At 44.1% G+C, this 20,146-nt stretch carries 18 protein-coding genes, 1 other RNA gene and 1 pseudogene; 10 read left to right on the top strand and 10 right to left on the bottom strand.

The features are described 5' to 3' along the window. Positions 1-122: 122 nt before the first annotated feature. Together GVI43_RS02870 and GVI43_RS02865 are read right to left on the bottom strand one after the other, a co-directional pair. Positions 123-1,052, bottom strand: a complete 930-nt coding sequence (locus tag GVI43_RS02870; RefSeq protein ID WP_159565236.1) for a DUF4928 family protein — start codon at positions 1,050-1,052, stop codon at positions 123-125. Next, the gene (locus GVI43_RS02865) at positions 1,049-2,200 is read right to left on the bottom strand and encodes a DNA cytosine methyltransferase (protein WP_159565234.1); all 1,152 of its coding nucleotides are present in this window, start codon (positions 2,198-2,200) and stop codon (positions 1,049-1,051) included. The genes GVI43_RS02870 and GVI43_RS02865 overlap by 4 nt, the downstream gene beginning before the upstream one ends. Before the next feature lie 752 nt (positions 2,201-2,952). On the opposite strand from GVI43_RS02865, the gene GVI43_RS02860 reads away from it, so the two are divergent. Next, a complete protein-coding gene (locus GVI43_RS02860) occupies positions 2,953-3,531 on the top strand; it encodes a hypothetical protein (protein WP_159565232.1) in 579 nt (192 codons plus the stop codon). Here the strand turns inward: GVI43_RS02860 and GVI43_RS02855 are convergent. Further along, the gene (locus tag GVI43_RS02855) at positions 3,514-3,786 is read right to left on the bottom strand and encodes an autotransporter outer membrane beta-barrel domain-containing protein (RefSeq protein ID WP_281350971.1); all 273 of its coding nucleotides are present in this window, start codon (positions 3,784-3,786) and stop codon (positions 3,514-3,516) included. The two genes, GVI43_RS02860 and GVI43_RS02855, sit on opposite strands and share 18 nt — an antisense overlap. 344 nt (positions 3,787-4,130) lie before the next feature. On the opposite strand from GVI43_RS02855, the gene GVI43_RS16015 reads away from it, so the two are divergent. From GVI43_RS16015 to lhgO, 6 genes are all read left to right on the top strand, one after another. Continuing rightward, the gene (locus tag GVI43_RS16015; protein WP_159565228.1) at positions 4,131-4,310 is read left to right on the top strand and encodes an IS1/IS1595 family N-terminal zinc-binding domain-containing protein; all 180 of its coding nucleotides are present in this window, start codon (positions 4,131-4,133) and stop codon (positions 4,308-4,310) included. A gap of 424 nt (positions 4,311-4,734) precedes the next feature. Then, positions 4,735-5,841 (top strand): porin, encoded by a 1,107-nt coding sequence (locus GVI43_RS02845; protein ID WP_425482115.1) that lies wholly within the window; start codon positions 4,735-4,737, stop codon positions 5,839-5,841. A 355-nt stretch (positions 5,842-6,196) separates the two neighbouring features. Continuing rightward, a complete protein-coding gene (locus GVI43_RS02840) occupies positions 6,197-7,237 on the top strand; it encodes a TAXI family TRAP transporter solute-binding subunit (protein ID WP_159565224.1) in 1,041 nt (346 codons plus the stop codon). After that, positions 7,234-9,201, top strand: coding sequence for a TRAP transporter permease (locus GVI43_RS02835; protein ID WP_159565222.1), 1,968 nt, complete (start codon positions 7,234-7,236; stop codon positions 9,199-9,201). The genes GVI43_RS02840 and GVI43_RS02835 overlap by 4 nt, the downstream gene beginning before the upstream one ends. After that, positions 9,198-9,914, top strand: coding sequence for a FadR/GntR family transcriptional regulator (locus GVI43_RS02830; protein WP_159565220.1), 717 nt, complete (start codon positions 9,198-9,200; stop codon positions 9,912-9,914). Before GVI43_RS02835 ends, GVI43_RS02830 begins: the two co-directional genes overlap by 4 nt. A gap of 2 nt (positions 9,915-9,916) precedes the next feature. Then, complete coding sequence (gene lhgO, locus GVI43_RS02825; RefSeq protein ID WP_159565218.1) at positions 9,917-11,134, top strand: L-2-hydroxyglutarate oxidase; 1,218 nt, start codon at positions 9,917-9,919, stop codon at positions 11,132-11,134. Positions 11,135-11,480: 346 nt separating this feature from the next. On the opposite strand, the gene GVI43_RS02820 is transcribed toward lhgO, so the two are convergent. The 4 genes from GVI43_RS02820 to smpB form a co-directional block, all read right to left on the bottom strand. Further along, a complete protein-coding gene (locus GVI43_RS02820) occupies positions 11,481-13,352 on the bottom strand; it encodes a hypothetical protein (RefSeq protein ID WP_159565216.1) in 1,872 nt (623 codons plus the stop codon). A 247-nt stretch (positions 13,353-13,599) separates the two neighbouring features. After that, positions 13,600-13,920 carry a hypothetical protein gene (locus tag GVI43_RS02815; protein ID WP_159565214.1) on the bottom strand — a complete coding sequence of 107 codons (321 nt, stop codon included), beginning with the start codon at positions 13,918-13,920 and terminating at the stop codon, positions 13,600-13,602. A gap of 213 nt (positions 13,921-14,133) precedes the next feature. Next, positions 14,134-14,496, bottom strand: a transfer-messenger RNA (tmRNA) gene (gene ssrA, locus GVI43_RS02810). A 63-nt stretch (positions 14,497-14,559) separates the two neighbouring features. Further along, positions 14,560-15,042 (bottom strand): SsrA-binding protein SmpB, encoded by a 483-nt coding sequence (smpB, locus tag GVI43_RS02805; protein WP_159565212.1) that lies wholly within the window; start codon positions 15,040-15,042, stop codon positions 14,560-14,562. Positions 15,043-15,243: 201 nt separating this feature from the next. On the opposite strand from smpB, the gene GVI43_RS02800 reads away from it, so the two are divergent. After that, positions 15,244-15,678: an SRPBCC family protein gene (locus GVI43_RS02800; protein WP_159565210.1), complete on the top strand. Its 435-nt coding sequence runs from the start codon at positions 15,244-15,246 to the stop codon at positions 15,676-15,678. Further along, on the top strand, positions 15,671-15,964 hold the full coding sequence (locus GVI43_RS02795; protein WP_159565208.1) for an RnfH family protein: 294 nt from the start codon (positions 15,671-15,673) through the stop codon (positions 15,962-15,964). Before GVI43_RS02800 ends, GVI43_RS02795 begins: the two co-directional genes overlap by 8 nt. 141 nt (positions 15,965-16,105) lie before the next feature. Here the strand turns inward: GVI43_RS02795 and bamE are convergent. From bamE to nadK, 3 genes and pseudogenes are all read right to left on the bottom strand, one after another. Further along, positions 16,106-16,423 (bottom strand): annotated as a pseudogene (bamE, locus tag GVI43_RS02790) (outer membrane protein assembly factor BamE); the annotation flags it as partial. A 177-nt stretch (positions 16,424-16,600) separates the two neighbouring features. After that, positions 16,601-18,262 carry a DNA repair protein RecN gene (gene recN / locus GVI43_RS02785; protein WP_159565204.1) on the bottom strand — a complete coding sequence of 554 codons (1,662 nt, stop codon included), beginning with the start codon at positions 18,260-18,262 and terminating at the stop codon, positions 16,601-16,603. A gap of 98 nt (positions 18,263-18,360) precedes the next feature. Next, positions 18,361-19,242, bottom strand: coding sequence for an NAD(+) kinase (gene nadK, locus GVI43_RS02780; RefSeq protein WP_159565202.1), 882 nt, complete (start codon positions 19,240-19,242; stop codon positions 18,361-18,363). Between the two features lie 125 nt (positions 19,243-19,367). On the opposite strand from nadK, the gene grpE reads away from it, so the two are divergent. After that, positions 19,368-19,949 carry a nucleotide exchange factor GrpE gene (grpE, locus tag GVI43_RS02775; RefSeq protein ID WP_159565200.1) on the top strand — a complete coding sequence of 194 codons (582 nt, stop codon included), beginning with the start codon at positions 19,368-19,370 and terminating at the stop codon, positions 19,947-19,949. The last annotated feature ends 197 nt before the right edge of the window (positions 19,950-20,146 follow it).

Below are 20,146 nucleotides of genomic sequence, written 5' to 3'. Positions count from 1 at the left end.
ACGGTGGGTTGGAGAGTGGAAAAGGATTGACGGGGGGTCAATCCTTTTTTGTTTATTTTCTGATGATAGCTATATGACATATTAAAATTTACATAAAATTAGTATCATTTATATGGATATAGTTAGCCTATAATTACCTTTAGGCTGGGGTCAGTTTCACAAGATGCTACGATTTTATTGTATTCTTCAATAAGGCGTTCCACAGTACATTTTCGCTGTGAAGTTTCAAACTGACTCAATTCATAAACGTTTGCAGCGATAAATTGTTCAGCTTCCCAAATATCAATTCGACCATCAATTCCCTGAATTGATGCTAATGACTCAGCTCCAGGTAAACTTGCATAAGTTGTCACAATAATAGGTCTAGTGCCAGCCTCTAAATTACGTTGGCATTTACGTAGTAATGATTCACTTGGTGCTGTTGTAATATGGATGACAACATCATCAATCACAAAATCCCCACTACGCGCACTGACACTATCAGCCACTGAAAAACCATGGTTTTGAACTTTATCACTATCTAAAACCAACGTTAATTTAGCACCAACCAGGTGTTGCAAAACTGCGCCAGCGTACATTGTTCCTGGGTTTTCTTTCTGGCGTTTAAACGCTTGTGATAATAGATCCCTAACAATATAACGCAACGACTTACTCATATCATATTTTAAAACAAAAGGTTGAGCCGAAAAATAGTCTTTTACTCTGTTGGCCCACCATTGCTCAATTACAGTAGTTTCAGCAATCCCATCCGAATGTAATTGATTTAAGAATACGACATAATTTTGCATATCGCCTAAACTGCCACGACTAGTACGGCCTCCTTCTTCGGCAAGAACACGTAAGATGCCATATTCTTTCAAGATCGACTGAACTTTGGCTTTACCAAGCCCTTGTACTTGACCTTTTCTATCCGTAACCAATATTGATGAATCGAGTGGTAATCCGCTCTTTTTGGCTAAATTAGAAACGAATAACATCGTAGCCAGCTTTCCTTTACTTGTTAATTTATTTACTTGCTGGTAATTCATTAATTTAATTTTAAGTTCAGTCATAATTTCTGCACCGCTAAAACTAAAGGTGATAACAAATATTTAGCTAAATGTCTGGCGACAGGTGCAGCTACAGCATCGCCCATTGCCATATATCCATCGTTGTAAGAACCCGGCAATTCAAATGATTCGGGTGCTCCCATTAAGCGTGCAGTTTCCCTAATCGTAAGTAGTCTCGTTTTTAATTCGCCATTTTTTTTCAATACTAAAAATTGTCTGCTGCTACCACCTTTCGGGGTTCTGAGACAACCAGCTATACCATCAAAGCGCAACTCCAACACCTGCTTTTTATTGCGGATTCGCTTATATCCTGGTGCGACAACGAACCCATCTTGTCTCAACTTAACAAAGTGAGCCTCTGGTACCATGCTCAAATTGCGCGTCGCAATTTCCGGGGGATCACATTCAGCATCCCATTCAATTATATCAGCCAAATTTTCTTTTCTTGATTTAGGTTCTGGCAAATTCCACCAGATCCAGCTTTCAAGTCCTTTAGCTACAGATTGTAGAGCGCTGGAATGTGCCCAATTTGGCTCAGAAGCAATTAAATTTTGAGGAACTTTGACACTTGATTGAACAGCAACTACAAAAATGCGAGGACGTGATTGTGGCAACCAGCGGACAGCATCAAGCCGTAGCGCACCTACACGATACCCACGTTGAACTAACGCTTTATGTAACAAACGGTAGTGGTTACCATTATCGACAGAAACTAATCCAGTGACATTCTCGGCGACTAATACTGGTGGTTTTATCACCATTTCATCCATTACTCTAAGCCATTCCCATACTAAACCACTTCGTTTAGCATGGATGCCAGCCATCGTCCCAGCTAATGACAAATCTTGACAAGGGAAACTTGCCCAAGAAAGCATTGCCTCGGGTAATTCACGTCCTTTGACATCAGAGATAGAACCTAATAAAAATTGCTTTCCTTGATGATTTTCTTTGTAAACTTTAGCTTTCTTTTCACTGATATCATTAGCCCAAACTGCGCGAAAGTGTGTACGCAAAGCATGAGCTACCAACCCGCTACCAGCAAAAAATTCTAGAAAGGCGGGCTTTCGGTTATCGAATGAGGGCCTAGTTACTGGGGACTCTGTAATTAAGCCTGCATAGTCATTCACGGCGTTTGTATGGTCTAAAAGCATATTTCGCGTCTACCAGTGATTATGTGTATAAATTAGGTATTCAAAAGTCTAAGTAGAATTATACTGTATAAAATACCATGTATATTCACAATAACTAAAAACTTTATCATTCGTTGGATTGAACAGCCAGAGTAATTGCGCATCTAGTATCTGTACGATGTTCACTCTGCTCGCAAAATTTATCTTTAGCATTTATTATTGCCATCGAAGGTTACACTTGAAAGTGCATGTTTTTAATGAAGATCAGAATGTTGAATAATAAATTGTGATTGGTAGAAGGTTAGATAACTATATGAAAAAATAATGATGATTTACACGAGTTTACTAACAATTTTTTATTCTGCCAGCTGGCATTGGTGACCTAAACGCCAATTAAATGCTAGATCACCCAACTGTCACTCAGCGTTTCAGTAATGCGCGACTGTAACGTAGAATGCAGATCCTGTGATTCGTTACATGGTTTCTCGTTCAATTATGGGTAACAGCCTACGATTAATTATGTAGAAAGATAATCAGCTTATCGTTCGGTTATTAATTAGCTACGGTGATGGCCCTGATGATGGACTGGTTTATGATTTAGATAATAATTATCACCTGACCGTTAGAAGGTGAATGGCGAATATTGAGTTCGATGAGCCTATAGTCTGGTATGAGTGGCGGGAGTCTGAGCTGGCGCTAACGGTAAGCTATCGGAAGCGAAAAACCAGCCTCAGATAATTGATGAATCAGCCCTGACGGGTTGAAGGAGACGTATGAAGCCTTTACTGTTTATTGCCACATTGCTTATGGTTTCGGCGGGTGCCGGAGCTCAGGAGCAATTTGTCGATCCGATAACTAACGTAGAGAGCCTGTTCTTGGGCAGTGTGCATGACGATCAGGTTAAAGTGCTGGAATACAACAACATCCTGCTGAAGGATAAGTCATCACTGGTGCAGAACGGTGCTTTGAGCGGTAAGCAGTTTATCAACCGTGTTTTCTCCCGCAGGCTTCATTTTGAAATGGAAGGGCATGAGCCGCTTTGGCAGGCGAAGCTGACGAAAAATGGTCTGGTATTTATCGGGCCGGATAAACAACAACGCTATCAGACCACGATTTATATTAACGAGAAAGATACCGGCGGTGCCTATTACTTCACCTTCCGCAGCCATAAAGACAACGTTTTTGGCGTAGTGAACTACTTAGGGCTGAGGTCAGAGAATCAGCGGATGTGCGAGTACAATATCGGCGATAGCGATTCGCTGTACGAGGTTTATCTCGAAATTAATGGCCGCAATTACCGGGGCTGTGCGACGCTTAACAACCAAGAAACGGAGTCACCAGTTAAGCCTTAGCCCCAGCGAGCCAGCATAATCTTGTTGATGGCCACTATCGAGATCGTTGGTGTGGCTGGCTAAAGCGTAAAGCCCAACGCGTTGGTTCAACGTGGTTGAAATTCCCAAACCCACTTCCAAAGATGTGCTCTCGTTCGGCGTTGAAACCGGATCCTGATTAAGCATGACGCGACTGGTGTGCGAAAAGCTATGCCACAGGTTCGTCACTAAGTAGGGCTGTACTAGCCGTGCGCCGCTGCCATAATTTCCCTGAATAATTGCGTTTTGATCGTTTCATTGACTCCCCAGATGAGCGCTTAAGCTTAATCATCGGCTACGACATAGCTGTAGTATAGGTGATTTATATTTTCCGGTAGGTGAAGGAAAGTAACCAGAAACTGGTAGGAATTTCATGAAGATGACTGGTCAGCAGGTGATTAGCCGCTTTGTTAACCGATATGCCTATTGTTTGTGAGAAATTAAGAAAGAATGGTAATTAATAATGGTTGTTAAAGAATAAAATATATTAAAAATAGTAAAAATAAGGGTTTTTATAAGTGTTATTCGGTTTATTCTATTATAAATGTGCTTTAATAACTCATAAACTTACATAATCTACTATGATGACAACTCAAACAATCTGCTGCGCATATTGCAATGCTAAAGATAAAGTTCGTAAACACGGAAAGAGCAAGGTTGGCTATCAGCGCTACCTGTGTCTGGAATGTCGCCGAACTTTTCAGGTTAAATATATTTATACCGGGTGTGTTCAAAAGATAAGTAGTCTTGATCCGGCTTAATTAAAGTCTAAAGCGCTGAGTTTTTTGCCGTTTAGTTATCAAACGTTTGAGTTAATTAGCTAAGCGATTGCTTTATTGACCATTTTCTCGCTGGGGCACAGGCCTGGCTCCAGCGGAAGCCAAAACACCGGTCTTTTTATTCTCTTCATTGTCGTCATTTCGGTAGTAAAAACTTACACTAAAATATCGTATCAATTTATTCTGTCGGTCTTCTAGCACAACCGCAGGCGTGATGGTTTTCTTTCAAGTTATCACCGCAATATTTATCTCAACTCAATGAAAATAATTATCATTATCGGTTGTTTGTTGACCTTTTGTCTGCTTCAATAAACGCGATGCTAAAGATAGGAATGAAGCCATCAGGTTCAGGGTCTATCAAAAGCGCAGTGGTTAGTATAAGCAGGTTTAATCAAGGAAATAAATGATGAGAAACTACAAAATATTAGCAGGTCTTTTTCCCGCAATGTTAGTCGCGGGGGCAGTAAATGCGGCAGAAGTGTACAATAAAGATGGCAATAAATTAAATATTTTGGGCGAGATCCAAGGGAATCATTATTTTTCTGATGGCGAAGGAGAAGACGGCGACAATAGCTTTGTGCGCTTCGGCATTCTTGGGGAAACTCAGGTAAATGACCAAGTTACCGGCTATGGTTACTATCAGGCTGAACTCAATGCTAGCTCTTCTGAGGGCAGCGGTGACAACGATTCAACAACCCGTTATGCCTATGCCGGCATTAAACTTGGCGATGCAGGTTCTTTCGATTACGGCCGTAATAACGGTATTCTGTATGATATTGGCGGCTGGACTGACGTTTTTCCTGAGTTCGGTGGCGATTCTTATCAGCAAACGGACGTCTTTATGACCCAGCGCGCCGGTGGCTTGGCAACCTATCGCAACAAAAACTTCTTTGGTATGGTTGAAGGGCTAGACATTGGCGCTCAATATCAAGGTCGTAACGATAGTGGCGATAAAAATGGTAGCGATCGCAACGGTGACGGCTGGGGTATGTCGACTTCCTATGATTTAGGTATGGGGCTTTCTTTAGGTGCAGCTTATGCGTCTTCTGACCGTACCGACGAACAAACGGCTGATGTTATTCACGGAGCTCAAGGCGATCGTGCTAATGCTGCAAACGGTGGTATTAAATATGATGCAAATAACGTCTATTTAGCCGCTATTTATGGTCAGACTTACAACATGACCCGTTTTGGTCGCGACGATGACGGTGTTGCTAACAAAACGCAAAACGTAGAGCTGGTTGCTCAGTATCAGTTCGACTTCGGTCTGCAGCCTTCTTTAGGGTGGGTTTACTCTAAGGGCAAAGACCTAGGCTATACGGTAGGAACAACAAGCTACGATAGTCAAGAGCTGGTTAACTACATTGATGTGGGTACCTACTACCACTTCAACAAAAACCTCACGACTAAAGTTGACTATAAAATTAACATGTTAGATGCGAACGACTTTACCAAAGAAGTTGGTATCTCAACCGATGACGTCGTTTCTGTAGCGATTGTTTATCAGTTCTAATCGTATGGCGACCCCGTAAAAGCGGGGTCGCCTATCTACATATTCACTACATACTCACGCTGAGCTCTGTTTTGGCGTAGCTTTCACCGTAATCCCATCATCAGAACTATTCACATAAACTATCCACATAAACTACCCATATAGCTTCCTGTACTTTGGCCCAATATTGGCACCTTCACCGGGTCCAATCGCGATAAATAATTTTCAGGTGACTTCACATTCTTGATGTTAATTTGTTCATTTTTTGCTCAATTAGATCACAAATTGAACAACGGCGCGTGGATGAAATGAGTTGCAATGTTGTATACATGTTATTAAATGTTGCTAAATTGTTTTATAACGCTCTGGTGATATTATGAAGAATAGACAAATAAAAATGTTAACCATCGTCTTAACCATGATAGCCGTGGTTGCTCTGGCTATTACCGGAAAGATTAAGAATGAAAACAAGACCTTCCTTTCGGTCGCAACGGCCTCAACCGGAGGAACCTATTATCCGATGGGCGTTGGGCTGGCCAATGTCTGGAGTAATCAACTCAAGCAAGATGGTATTCAGGTAACCGGGCAATCCTCTGCCGGTTCTATCGAAAATATCGACCTGTTGCAAAAGAATGAAGCTCAGCTCGCCATTTTACAGAGCCTGCTGGCCGTAGAAGCCTATCAAGGCGTGCGCAATTTTGAAGGTCGCGCCTATGGGCAGCTGAGATCTATTTCAATGCTGTGGCCCAACGTTGAGCACTTCGTCATGCTGGAAAGCCGGATCAAAGATGGCACGCTGAACGATGTTTCCGGCACGCGTTTTTCCGTTGGCCCGCAGGCCAGCGGGACGGAACAGTCGACGCTGATTATTCTTCAGGGCGTTAACCTCAGCAAGCAAACCATTTCACCGGAATATTTGGGCTATGGCGACACCGTATCCGCCATGCGCGATGGCCGACTTGATGGTGGAGCGCTACCGGCTGGCGTTCCTGCCGCCGCGGTGACCGATATGTACGCCAGCGGCGTTCCCTCTCGTATTCTTGATATCACCGACGAACAGTTGGCCAGCATCAACGCCATTGCTAACTCTTGGTTCCGCTTTGTTATCAAACCCGATACCTACCCTCGCCAGAGTAAGGCGGTTGCTACCATCGCGCAGCCAAACATTCTGGTCACCGTTAGCCAAATCGATGAGAAAATTGTTTACGACCTGACTAAATCGATGTTCGAAAACCTGCCGGAGGTACATCGTGTACACAGCGCGGCCAAACATATTTCGTTAGAAAACGCCCTGAAAGGCGTTTCAGTACCCCTGCACCTCGGGGCATGGAAATACTACCGGGAGGCAGGGGTGGATATACCCGACTTTCTGATCCCACCCGAGGCGACTTCGTCAAAATCTACGGAGGCGTTATGAAACTCAATCCATTATTACCACAGGCTAACGTCGATCTGGATAACGAGGCCGGGGCTGGAAATCGTCCTTTGAGCGGTCTCTATTTGCAGTTTGCTACCCTACTTGCCATCGCCGTTTCGCTGTATGCAATTTACTCCAACGCGCTTGCCAATACGCAGGAGTTTTATCGCAACACCACCTTTCTTAGCGGCATTTTGCTGCTGGGATTCATTCTTTTTCCCTTTAGCAAAAAGCATGCAACGTCCAAGTTTAATATCTGGGATTACCTATTCATTATTCTGACGTTGGCCAGCTACGGTTATTTCTATTTTAACTACCTAGAGCTGCACGTGGTACGCAAGAGTCTACCCAATACCACCGATTACATTATGGCCGTTGTCGGTATCGGCGTGCTGTTTGAAGCCGCTAGGCGTACCACCGGTCTGTTTATTCCCGGTCTGGCTACGTTTGCCATTATCTACGCCATTTTTGGTCAATATTTTATCGGTATTTTTGGTCACAGCGGCTTCTCGGTGGAGCGCCTGTTATATCGGCTGTTTATGACCAGCGAAGGGATCTTCGGCATCACGCTGTCAACGGCTTCAACCGCCATTGTGGTGTTTATCCTGTTCGGGGCATTTCTCAGCGTCAGCGGTGCGACGCAGTTCTTTAACGATGTAGCGCTGGCGATGGCGGGGCGCCGCCGCGGTGGCCCGGCTCAGGTGGCGGTAATCTCTTCGGCCTTGACCGGCTCGCTGAGCGGCAGTGCGGTAGCCAACGTTGCCACCACCGGCGCGTTTACCATTCCACTGATGAAAAGCATTGGCCTGTCTGCCCGCTTTGCCGGCGCGGTTGAAGCTACCGCGTCTACCGGCGGTATGATCATGCCGCCGATCATGGGAGCCGCCGCGTTTATCATGGCGGGCTTCCTCGGCATTTCCTATACCACTATCGTTATCGCCGCAATCGTACCGGCGCTGCTCTACTACGCGGCGTTGATTATGGCGATCGATCTGGAAGCCAAAAAACAGGGGCTTGAAGGGATTAGCAAAGAGAATATTCCCAAGGTTAAAGCGGTCTTTAAAGCCCGTGGGCTACTGTTGTTACCGCTGTTTATCGTGATCGGCACCCTGTTAATGGGTAAAACCCCGATATATGCCGGTTTTCTCGGTATCATTTCGATTATTGTCGCCAGTTGGATTACGCCCGATACCTCGGTGCGCATGACGCCTAAAAAAATCGCGCAAGCCCTGAACGAAGCGGCCAGAGGGGCGGTGCAGGTCACGATTGCCTGTGCGGCGATTGGCGTGATTATCTGCGTGGTGACCATGACGGGTATCGGTTCTACGCTTGCCTTTAATATTGTTTCGATGACCAACAATACCCTGTGGATGATCCTGCTGGTCGTCATGCTGGTGTGCATCGTGTTAAGCATGGGGCTGCCTTCCACCGCGCTGTATATCGTGGTCGCCGTCACGGTGTCGCCAATTCTTATCAAAGCGGGCGTTCTGCCGCTGGCGGCACATTTCTTTGTATTCTGGTTTGGCGTGTTGTCCAATATTACCCCTCCGGTCGCTTTGGCCAGCTATACCGCCGCGAGTATCGCCCGTGCCGACCCGATGGAAACCTCGTTGGATGCCGTTCGCTTGGCGTTACCCGGTTTTATTATCCCCTTTATTCTGGTTTACAACCCGATGCTGCTGATGCAGGGCGACGACCTGAACGCGCTTTCGATTGCCCATATGGTGGTAACGGCGCTGATAGGCATTTATGCACTCTCCATTGCCTGCGCTAATTTCTGGCTGATGAAATCTCACTGGCTGGAACGCATTTTGTTCACCGTCGCCGCCATTTTGCTGATTAAACCGGGCCTACTGACCGATCTTGGTGGAATAGCTTTGATTGTCACTGCGGGCGCTATTCATATTATGCGTTTTAGACAGCACCGCTCTCAGCCCGGCCAGTTGCCCGGGAGGCAAGAATGATCCACAAGGTAACGCGTCAGAAAGCGTCTCATCAGGTGTTGGCTCAGCTCAAGAGCGGAATACATGACGGTACCTTTCCCATCGGCGAGAAGTTGCCCTCGGAAAACCAGTTGGCCAAAGCCTTTGGGGTCAGCCGTATTCCGGTAAGAGAAGCGCTGGGCGTTCTTGAGGTCAGTGGTATTATCTCGTCCCGTCAGGGTGGGGGCCATTGGGTGGAGCAGCACACGCTGCTTAGCAAATATGAGCCGCTGGTGATGGAAGTCGCCAACGCTAGCGAAGTGGAGTCGTTGCTCGAAATGCGCGAAGTGATTGAGCAACAGGCCGCGAGTATGGCCGCAAAACGTCGTACTGAAGCCGATCTGCAACATATTGAACAAGCATTTGAGGCATTTCGCTACGTCACGCTTGATAAAGGGCAGATTGGTCATCAGCAGGATTATCTTTTCCATCGCGCGATTATGCAGGCCGCGCATAACCCGTTCTTTGTCCAGATCCTCGACAATATGCATGAGCTATATCTTGGCGTATTGGTCTATTCCCTGAGTAAAAATCTGGGGCGAGACGCCGAACGCCAACGCGTAATCGATGAACATCAACGGGTTCTGGTTGCAATTAAAACGGGCGACCCCATCGCCGCCGCGGCCGGTATGCAAAGCCATTTGAACAATGTGCGCGAGAAGCTACGCAGGCTAAAGAATGAGGAGAAAGCATAGCTATGTATGACGTTATCATCATCGGCAGCGGCCTGGTTGGGCTTGGTGTCGCCAATGCTCTGCAAGAACACAACCGGCATTTAAAGCTGCTTATTGTGGAGAAAGAGTCAGGCCCGGCGGCGCATCAGAGTGGTCATAATAGTAACGTGGTGCATTCTGGCATTTATTACACGCCCGGTAGCCTGAAAGCGCGTTTGGCGAAGCAGGGCAACCAGAGTATGTTCGCGTTTTGCCGCCAGCATGATTTGTATCACGATCGGTGCGGTAAAGTTATCGTCGCTACGCAGCTTAAGGAGCTGAGCTTACTGGAAAACATTTACCAACGCGGCATGGAAAACGGTCTGGCGGTAGTCCGTTTGTCGCAAAACGAACTAAAAATGCGCGAACCCTACGTTAATGGTTTGGAGGCGCTGTTAGTGCCTGATGCTGGCATCGTTAACTATGTACAAGTGGCTGAAAAACTGGCAGAGCTGATTCAGCAACGCGGCGGGGATATCCATTATCACCAAGAAGTTGTGGGTATTCAGGAAAGTTCCAGCGGCGTAGCGGTGCAAACCCAGAGCGCACAGTATCAGGGTAAATGGCTGGTAAACTGCGGCGGTCTGTTTAGCGATCGCATTGCCAAACTCGCAGGCTACGAAACCGGAATGAAAATTGTGCCATTTCGCGGCGAATATTACGTTCTTAACCCAGACAAAAATTATCTGGTCAACCATCTGATCTACCCGGTACCCAACCCGGATTTTCCGTTTCTCGGCGTGCACTTCACCCGTATGTACAACGGTAATCGCGACGTGGGTCCTAACGCCGTGCTGGCCTTCAAACGCGAAGGGTACCGTAAAAGCGATTTTAACTTGCGCGATCTGAGTGAAGTGCTGAGCTATCGTGGCTTCTGGAAAATCGCCGGTCAATATATGGGAGAAGGCTTAGCGGAAATACGCCGGTCTCTGTCACGCCGCCGCTTTACGGAAAATGCACGCCAATTGATTCCTGAGCTACAGCCAGAAGATCTCCAGCCCGGCCCGACAGGCGTAAGGGCACAGGCTTTGACCTATGAGGGTAAGCTAGTGGATGATTTCCATTTTGTCACTGGAAGCCGCTCATTGCATGTCTGTAATGCGCCTTCCCCGGCGGCTACTGCGTGTTTGGAGATTGGGAGGGAGGTGGTGGGAAGGTATTTTGGGGAGATAGTGGTTAATAAAAACCGGTTATGGCGTTAGGGTTTTCCTCAAATAATTGGTCTGATTCACTGGGCGTCAAACTACCAATATATTGATGGGGTAAGCTTATTTAGCAGGTTGTAAACAATGTATAAAATAATTATTTTCCAGCATCTTTTAATATTTGATATATAACCATTGAGCTGTTATTACCGGTCAAGTTAATTCCAAAATAATGAGAAGTGTGACTTTCAATTACACCTTGCCATAATTAATTTTTAATGTTTTTCCAATATTTTTAACGGTAAAATTTGAAATGTCTTTGGTGTCGGAACTGAATAAATGGAAGAGAACACTGTTTTTATAACTTAGTGTCTGCATCATAAAGCATAAAAGGCGGTCAGTTCTATATATCTTTTCTTATTCTATGAACCAATATTGTATTGCTGGGTGAATTGAGTGTTAATGATTCCAGCTTATTAAAAGTCTCATTGTTTAATAATTTTGAGTTTCCAGATGTAATCATTATCAGTTTGATAACCCATGGTAGTAATCCGATATAACCTGCACCAGAAATTCCTTCATATTCCATAAGAACTCCAGCAACAGCTGGTACAAGGCCAGATAAATCTAAAAGAGATATATTTTCTTCTTTTTTCTCGATACGTCTAATTTCTTTATTAAGAGAGTATATCTTAAAGCTTAATTCTTCAGGTGATAGATTTGAATATTCTTTTAAAATTTCAGGTATTCTACGTCTGCCATGCGTGCTTAAAATGTCGTCTAACTCCAATACGTTCATGTCATTGTTAATGGTGAATATATTTGATAGCAAAGTTTGTATTTCTGTTTCCCGGAGATCATTACTTAATGATTGAACACCGTTATATATACCATTAAGTATTTTACAAGCATTAACTTCGGAATAACCAGTATTTTCGAAAGGGAAATGGTGTGCTCCTAATCCTTGGGCAAACTCCAGACCCATCGCACTTGTAGTTAATTCTAAATAGCAATCAATACCACGTGCCTTATATATTTGCGCAGCAAAATTGGCTGCACCAAATTGACTAACTGCTAATGCACCTCTCTGATTTAGAGCGTACTCTAAGAACGCCATATTGTCAGAAATTGACTCTGCTAATATATACAGAGACTCAATATTGGAGCTATAACAACTTTTAAGTATGTTATATTGGGTTTCACTGTCAAAAGCAAAACCAAACAATCCTGTTTTGTTTCTAATCCCTAATAATGATGATGCAGTTAATCTCCGTGAGAATAAAACGCATTCAGAATCAATAGATAGAACATCGGCCAAGAAATTTAAATCATAACGATTGATATTTTGATAAGCAACAAACTTTACACGGCCACGCTTGACCAATTCTAATAACTCAATTCTATTTATTTTGAACATATCATAAAAGTTATTTTCATGATGGGATTCTGACAATGGTATTGCTATTATTATAGTGTCATATAATGAAAGATACTCTCTTATGTTATTTCTTATAAAAACGGTAGCATCAATAAAACAGCTGTTTTTATTTCTAATAAACGAATCAGTTAAACATTGCTCTATGGTGAAATTTGTATCTGTGAGAATGTTTAGTTTGTTTTCCAACCAAAATTCTTGGTCTTCTTCATATTTTTCTATTATTTCATTAGGATAATTTGTTTTTAAATAACTGCTTGCAGTCAAGGTAAGATTACCTTGGTTATTATAGTTTTCTTTATCAATATAATTGTATTCAGGTAGGCTAGAGTCTGTATTTATTTCATATTTGTAGCCATAGTATCCTAGACTCTCACATATTAGAACTATCTCATCAAATTCTGTTTTGCTAATCTCTTTTTTTAGAATAAATGTAAATGTATTGTCCGCCCAACTTAGGTCTGCATGAAATGGATGGAATTGCGATGGCATAGCAATGCTGAGATTATTATCGAATTCACGGGCGTTAAATGGTTGACCAAATAGGTTTACTTTTTCGTAAATATTTCTTAAATTTATTTTATTGAAATTTTGTTTTATTTCATTTATAAACATAGGGCCAGGAGCTCCCATGGTTTTATATTTATAATCATATAAATCTTGTATCTCTTTTAATGTGAAATTATATCTCTCATGGTTTTGTATGACTGCATAAATATTTTCTTCATCATGGAATAAACCAATATGATCAAATTTGTAATTTTGTATTATGAATGTTTCATAATTGCTTTTAATAGTCTCGATTATGGAAGGGGATGATTTTATGTAAGATAACTTCATAGAACACAATCCGTTGCTAATAACTAAATTTTTTCATTTTAAGCTTAATGCTGATAAAGTAAATAGCATATTATCTTTATTTATTAATAAATCATGTATGTGTTTCAAAATGCTTGAGTAATTTAATTTTCACATAACCCCATGGAGCAGATAAGTACTTTTATATATTGGATATCATGAAGTGACCCTTGTGATGGAGTTGATAATTAATTTCTTTTTCCCTCGTGTACTCTGTCTAGATGCGCTTTTACTCATTAAAAAATAATTCTTTAATAGTATAAAATAGAAAAGAACCAAGCATAAACATTGTTTGTATTAAGAAAACAATAAAAGCAATCATTCCCCAGAAGGTAATTTTGTTATTTTTTAGGATAAAAGTTATTCCAGAAAGGACCATGACTGACACTATGAATCGACAGAATAATGCAGCATTTAAGAACTTGATATTGCCTGACAGAATTAACAGTATTCCGACTTTACCAAAAAATAAGCTGCCTAAAACGCCAAAACACCAAAAAGTTATCCCTAAACTGAATTTTCCTGTTGCTACGTTTTTTAGAATACCCATCAATTTGTTTTCCATATAGTTACAAGTTTACTGAAAGCAGCTTAGCAGATTTAATGTTCAGTAAGTTAATGTTTTTAAAACAAAGTGTTATTCCATACGATGTGAGTTTTTATACAAATATTCCATCTTACACACACAAAAAAGCCCGTAACATAAGTTACAGGCTTTTTTGCTATTATCACCGGGTCTATCTGGTATCACTGGTGACGTATTTGGTGGAGCTGGCGGGAGTTGAACCCGCGTCCGAAATTCCTACATCCTCGGTACTACATGCTTAGTCAGTCTTTACATTCGCCGGGCAGCTGCGGACAGACACGCCACTACCAGACTAGCCTGATTAGTTTTAGCGATTTCACCCCAGGCAGGATGTCCACGCGATCTCTTTTGGGTTTGACCTCTCTTGATCCCCGTCTTAAGAGCGGAAGCTAGGGAGAGAGGGCTCTTAGCAGGGTATTAAGCTGCTAGTGCGTAGTTTTCGTCGTTTGCGACTATTTTTTTGCGGCTTTTAACGAGGCAAACCGCCCCTCGGCATGCACCTTGGGTTTCGCAAATCCCGTCGAATCCAGAATCAGCCCCAAGTTGTTACAACTTTACTAACGTTATAAGTATAACAGAGTTTGCCTGCGGCACGCTAGCGGCTTAGCGATTGGCGTGCTTTATAATACGGTTCTTACTAACCTGCCATTCGCGGTCTTTAATATCGGTACGTTTATCGTGCAGTTGCTTACCTTTGGCTACGCCGATTTTGACTTTAGCCCATGCGTTTTTCCAGTACATGGAAAGGGCAACGATGGTGTAGCCATCGCGGTTAGATAGGCCAAATATGGAATCGAGCTCTTTTTTATTCAGCAACAGCTTACGCGAACGGGTTGGATCGCACACGATATGCGACGATGCAACGTTAAGCGGCGTAATCGTGGCGCCAAACAGGTAGGCTTCGCCGTTTCTGAACACTACGTAGCTGTCCATAATATTGGCTTTGCCTTCGCGCATTGCCTTTACTTCCCAACCTTGCAGGGCTAAGCCTGCCTCGATTTCATCTTCAATGAAATACTCGTGGCGGGCGCGTTTGTTCATCGCAATAGTTGCGGAACCGGGTTTGTGAACTTTTTTCTTTGTCATAGTGGTTTTATTATACTTAATGCTGATTTGAAAGATATCCCCTAACCGTTGAAGCCACGAATTATTCTTCTATTCTGTCACCTGAATTATCTGTTGGTCATAATGGGCTATATACTAAATAATATCGATTTTGGTCAGCTTCAGGTTCGATGGTATGATTTGCGCCGCTTTATCGTTCAGACATATTGATTAGGAAATGTTATGCAGAATATCAGACGTTCGGCATTGGTGAATTATAGCGCCGGGCAAATGTATAAACTGGCTAATGACGTTCTCTCTTACCCACAGTTTTTACCCGGTTGCGTTAGTAGTCGGATCCTTGAATTGACAGAAGACACCATGACGGCGTCTATCGAGGTTTCTAAGGTGGGAATCCGTAAAACCTTTACTACGCGCAATAAAATGGTCGAGAATTCCATTATTGATATGAAGCTGGTGGATGGGCCGTTCCGGGTGCTGCAAGGCGGTTGGCTATTTACGCCGCTAACCGAAGACGCATGCCGCATTGAGTTTAATCTGGAGTTTGAATTTAGTAGCCGATTGATAGAGATCGCGTTTGGACGTATTTTTCAGGATCTGGCGGGGAATATGGTGCAGGCATTTACCAAGCGGGCTAAAGAGGTTTACGGTGTCTGATATTAACGTTGAGGTGGTTTTTGCGCTGCCAGAGCGGCAGTATGTTAAGGTTTTGGCCGTACCTGAAGGCACTACGGTCGGACAAGCGATTCAGGCTTCGGGTATTCTAGAGGCCCGTAAAGAGCTCGACTTAGCGGTTAATAAAGTAGGGGTTTTTAGCCGTGCGGCTAAGCTGACCGACGTATTGCAGGACGGCGATAGGGTTGAAATTTACCGGCCATTGACCGCCGACCCAAAAGAGCTTCGGCGAATACGAGTCGAGAAATCAAAAAAGAAGACGCTCTAGGGCGTCTTCTTTTTTATCTGAAATGAAAATTTCTATCCAGAGCTAGAACCAGTCAAACCAAGAGCTTTTCTCTGTCTCTGGTTTAGGCGCAGGCTCTTTCTGTACGGTCTCTACATTTGGATTAGCCATGTCAGAGGTATCGTTATTGATATTGGTCAGCGTACCACCGCTATCAAACGATAACGTTAACGTTTGTTGGCTAACGCCTTCATGCCCTGGCTGTTGACGGAAGATATAAAACCAAGTGTTGGAACCAAACGGATCCTGAACCATTGGTGTTCCAAGGACATAAGCAACCTGCTGTTTGGACATGCCTTTTTGTATTTTGGCTACGTCAGTAGGCGTTAAGAAATTCCCTTGGTTAATATCAGGCCGATAGACCATTTTTTCCAGCGTTGAACAACCGGTAGCCAGCATCACAAGAGCCACTACTGCGGCAGTCAGCAATTTGCAGCGCATAATATTACTTTCCTTTAGAACATAGGCTGTCGATGATAATAGACCTTGCGACGTTTGGAAACCTTTACTGCTTTGAATCGGGGCCATATCTTAAAATTTCTTCGCTCAGATATGACCACAGGTTCAAGAAAAAGTTAGTTTTTAATATTACATTTATGCCTATTTTTATTTTGGCCTTCAGGCGGCAAGCAGTTCCCGTGCGTTTGCCAGCGTATTTTTAGTGACTTCACTACCGCCTAATAGACGGGCCAGCTCTTGTAAGCGGGCATTTTTATCTAACAGCTGCATTTGGGTTTCTGTTTCTTCGCCATCAGTGTGTTTACTGACATAAAAATGTTGATGACCGCAGCCGGCAACCTGAGGTAGGTGAGTGACGCACATGACCTGAGTTGATTCTCCTAGCTGACGTAGTAGTTTGCCCACAATGGCCGCCGTTGGCCCGCTGATGCCGACATCAACTTCATCAAAGATTAGCGCTGGCGTATCCATCTTCTGAGCGGTAATGACCTGAATAGCCAGAGCGATACGGGACAACTCACCGCCCGATGCTACTTTTGACAGCGCCTGTAGCGGTTGACCTGGGTTGGTGGTCACGCGAAAATCTATTTTGTCTGCGCCTTCGGCATTCAGGTGCTCAGGCTGATGGCTGATTTCGATTGCCAGTTGGCCGTGAGGCATCGACAGTGAGTGCATGCTGTGAGTAATCAGTTCTGACAGCTCTTTGGCATAGTGAAGGCGCTGAGCGTTCAGGCGCTTGGCTACTTCAAGCGCCTGTTTATGATGCAGTACAACCGCTTCATTTAGCTGTGCGTAATCATTTTCTTGCTGAGCCATTTGCGTTTGTTCATCAAGGAGTTGTTGATGGAGCTCAGGCAACTGCTCTGGCGCAATATGATGTTTGCGCGCCAGCGTTAACTGGCGCGATAAGCGCTGTTCGAGTTCATAAAGACGAACCGGATCCATTTCCATACGCTCGGCATAATGGCGGAGTTCTTCACTGGTTTCAGTGACCTGAATTGAGGCTTCTTCCAGCATAGACAGCAAGCTACTCATTTTGTCATCGATGGAAGCCAGTTCTTGTAGCTGATGCTTAGCGTGATTGAGCAGGCTGAGAACGTTTTGATCGTCATTTTCAGCCAGAACTTGTAGCGTTTCTTGGCTGAGCGAAAGCCGTTGCCCGCTGTTGGCTAAGCGTTTGTACTCTTCGTCAATCAGTTCATATTCACCGGCCTGCGGTGAGAATTCGTTTAGCTCTTTTAGCTGATATTGAAGCAGCTGCTGGCGAGATTCATTCTCGATGCTTTGCTGTTGGTGCATTGCCAACAGGCTACAGCTTTGATGCCAGCGTTGATAGGCATGCTGCATGTCTGACAAAAGTTCGCTTTGGTGGGCATAGGCATCTAACAGGTGTTTTTGATGTTCGGGCTTTAATAGCAACTGGTGAGCATGCTGACCGTGTATTTGAATTAATAATTGGCCTAGCTCTCTGAGCTGAGAAACCGGCACTGCGGTGCCGTTGATAAACCCACGGGAACGGCCATCGGAGCTGATAACGCGGCGCAAAAGGCACTCGTGCTGGTCGTCGAGCTGATTATCTTCTAGCCACTGTTTGGCGGCTGGCGTGTCTTTCAAGGAGAAGCGGGCACAGATGTCGGCCCGGTTTGCACCACTGCGAACCATGGCGGCCTCGGACCGGCTGCCCAAGCATAAGCCTAATGCGTCTATAGCAATTGATTTACCGGCTCCGGTTTCGCCGGTAATGGCCGTCATTCCTGAATTGAAGTCAATTTCCAACTCTCGGACAATAGCAAAATTACTGATAGTTAACTGTGCCAGCATGATTATCTTCCCGCGTCCCGTATATTTATAAACAGATGACTGTGTTTTCATACAGTATAAACTGGTTTTATATACAGTAAAGTCAGATTTTCACTTTATTAGAATAATTTTTTAGACCACCCCAACTTGGTGCTTAGCGTATTGTAATAACTGTAGTTTTTAGGATGAATCAAATTTAAGTACGCATCACTGCGCTTAATAATCACTTCTTCATCTTTCTGAATGGGTAGCGCGATTTGGCTATCGCAGCTTATTTCTAAGTCACGGCTATAGTGGGAGAACTTCAGGTTAATTACGCTGTTGCTATTGATGACCAACGGTCGGGAGGTCAAGGTATGTGGAAACATCGGCACTAACACAATCGCATCGAGAGTTGGGGTCAGTATTGGGCCTCCGGCCGAAAGTGAGTAGGCGGTAGAGCCGGTTGGGGTGGAAATAATTAAACCATCAGAGCGCTGCGAGAAGGCGAAGTTATTGTCGATATACACTTCGAACTCAATCATATGGGCGACTTTACCGGGGTGCAAAACAACTTCATTGATTGCGGTACTAATACGGGTTGGCTGATTCGCCCGATAAACCTGCGTTTCCAGTAGAAAGCGTTGCTCGCTGACGTATTCGCCTTCCAGAACTTCAGAAAGCTGCTGCTGTAAGTTATCCGGGCTCAAATCAGTTAGAAACCCGAGATTGCCACGGTTAACGCCAATCACCTGAATATCATAGCGGGAGAGGACCCGGGCAGCGCCCAGCATGTTGCCATCGCCGCCGATCACCACGGCCAGATCGGCATCTTGGCCAATCTCGGCTAACGTGCCAACTGTGGCAGATTCAATATCGAGATCATGGGCAATTTGTTGTTCTATGATGACCGAGTAACCTTTACTTTTTAACCAGTGGTAAAGGGTTTTGTGTGTGGCTAATGCCGCGGGGTGGCGGGGGTGTCCGACTAGCCCGATGCAACTGAATTTTTTGTTATTCATTTATTTTTTCCTGCCAGATGCGACAATAGCGCCCATACAATATGAACGTCTTCCTTGATTCGTCAAATTTCATCCCCATAATATAAGCGAACAAGCGAGCGTAATGCCAAACTGCGGAGATTTACATGAGTAGTAAAGAACAGAATATACCTAATGAGCAAGTCTCAGAAGAAACATTAAACGATCGGCAGCAAATGGAAGGCACTGAGCAAGCCGCAGAGACCGACGTAAATAGTCATTATGTTGAACGTATTACTGAGCTGGAAACACAATTGGCTCAGGTTCAGCAGCAAGAGCGCGAAAACGTATTACGCGCCCGCGCCGACGTTGAAAACGTTCGTCGTCGTGCAGAACAAGACGTTGAGAAAGCGCATAAATTTGCGTTGGAAAAATTTTCAGCCGATCTGTTACCGGTTATTGATAATCTGGAACGCGCCTTAGCATCCGCAGATAAACAAAATCCGGATCTCGCGCTGTTAATTGAAGGCGTTGAGTTAACGTTGAAATCTATGCTTGATACCGTGCGTAAGTTCGGCGTTGACGTTATTGAAGAGACCAATGTTCCCTTCAATGCAGAATTGCATCAGGCGATGACCATGTTAGAGTCACCTGATCACCAGACTAATCATGTGATGATGGTGATGCAGAAGGGTTATACGCTAAACGGCCGCCTGATTCGCCCTGCGATGGTCGCCGTTGCTAAATGATCAAATGATTATTGAGTTGCTATAGCGCCGGTATATAAGTGTGAGGTGAACCCCTGAAAGGCGTTTTATTTCACACTTCTATTTTTTCTTTCTAGCTATGCTGCTATCTGGTGGCTTTTATCTGACCGCTATTTTGTAACGCCTTCATTATTAATACCCATCCATAGACTAAGCCTATTGTAATGATAGGTTCTACT

This window comes from Budvicia diplopodorum (assembly GCF_009800925.1).
Classification (GTDB): Bacteria; Pseudomonadota; Gammaproteobacteria; order Enterobacterales; family Enterobacteriaceae; genus Budvicia; species Budvicia diplopodorum.
Note: the sequence above shows the minus strand (reverse complement) of the source record. Positions and strands in the feature narration are given on the sequence as shown.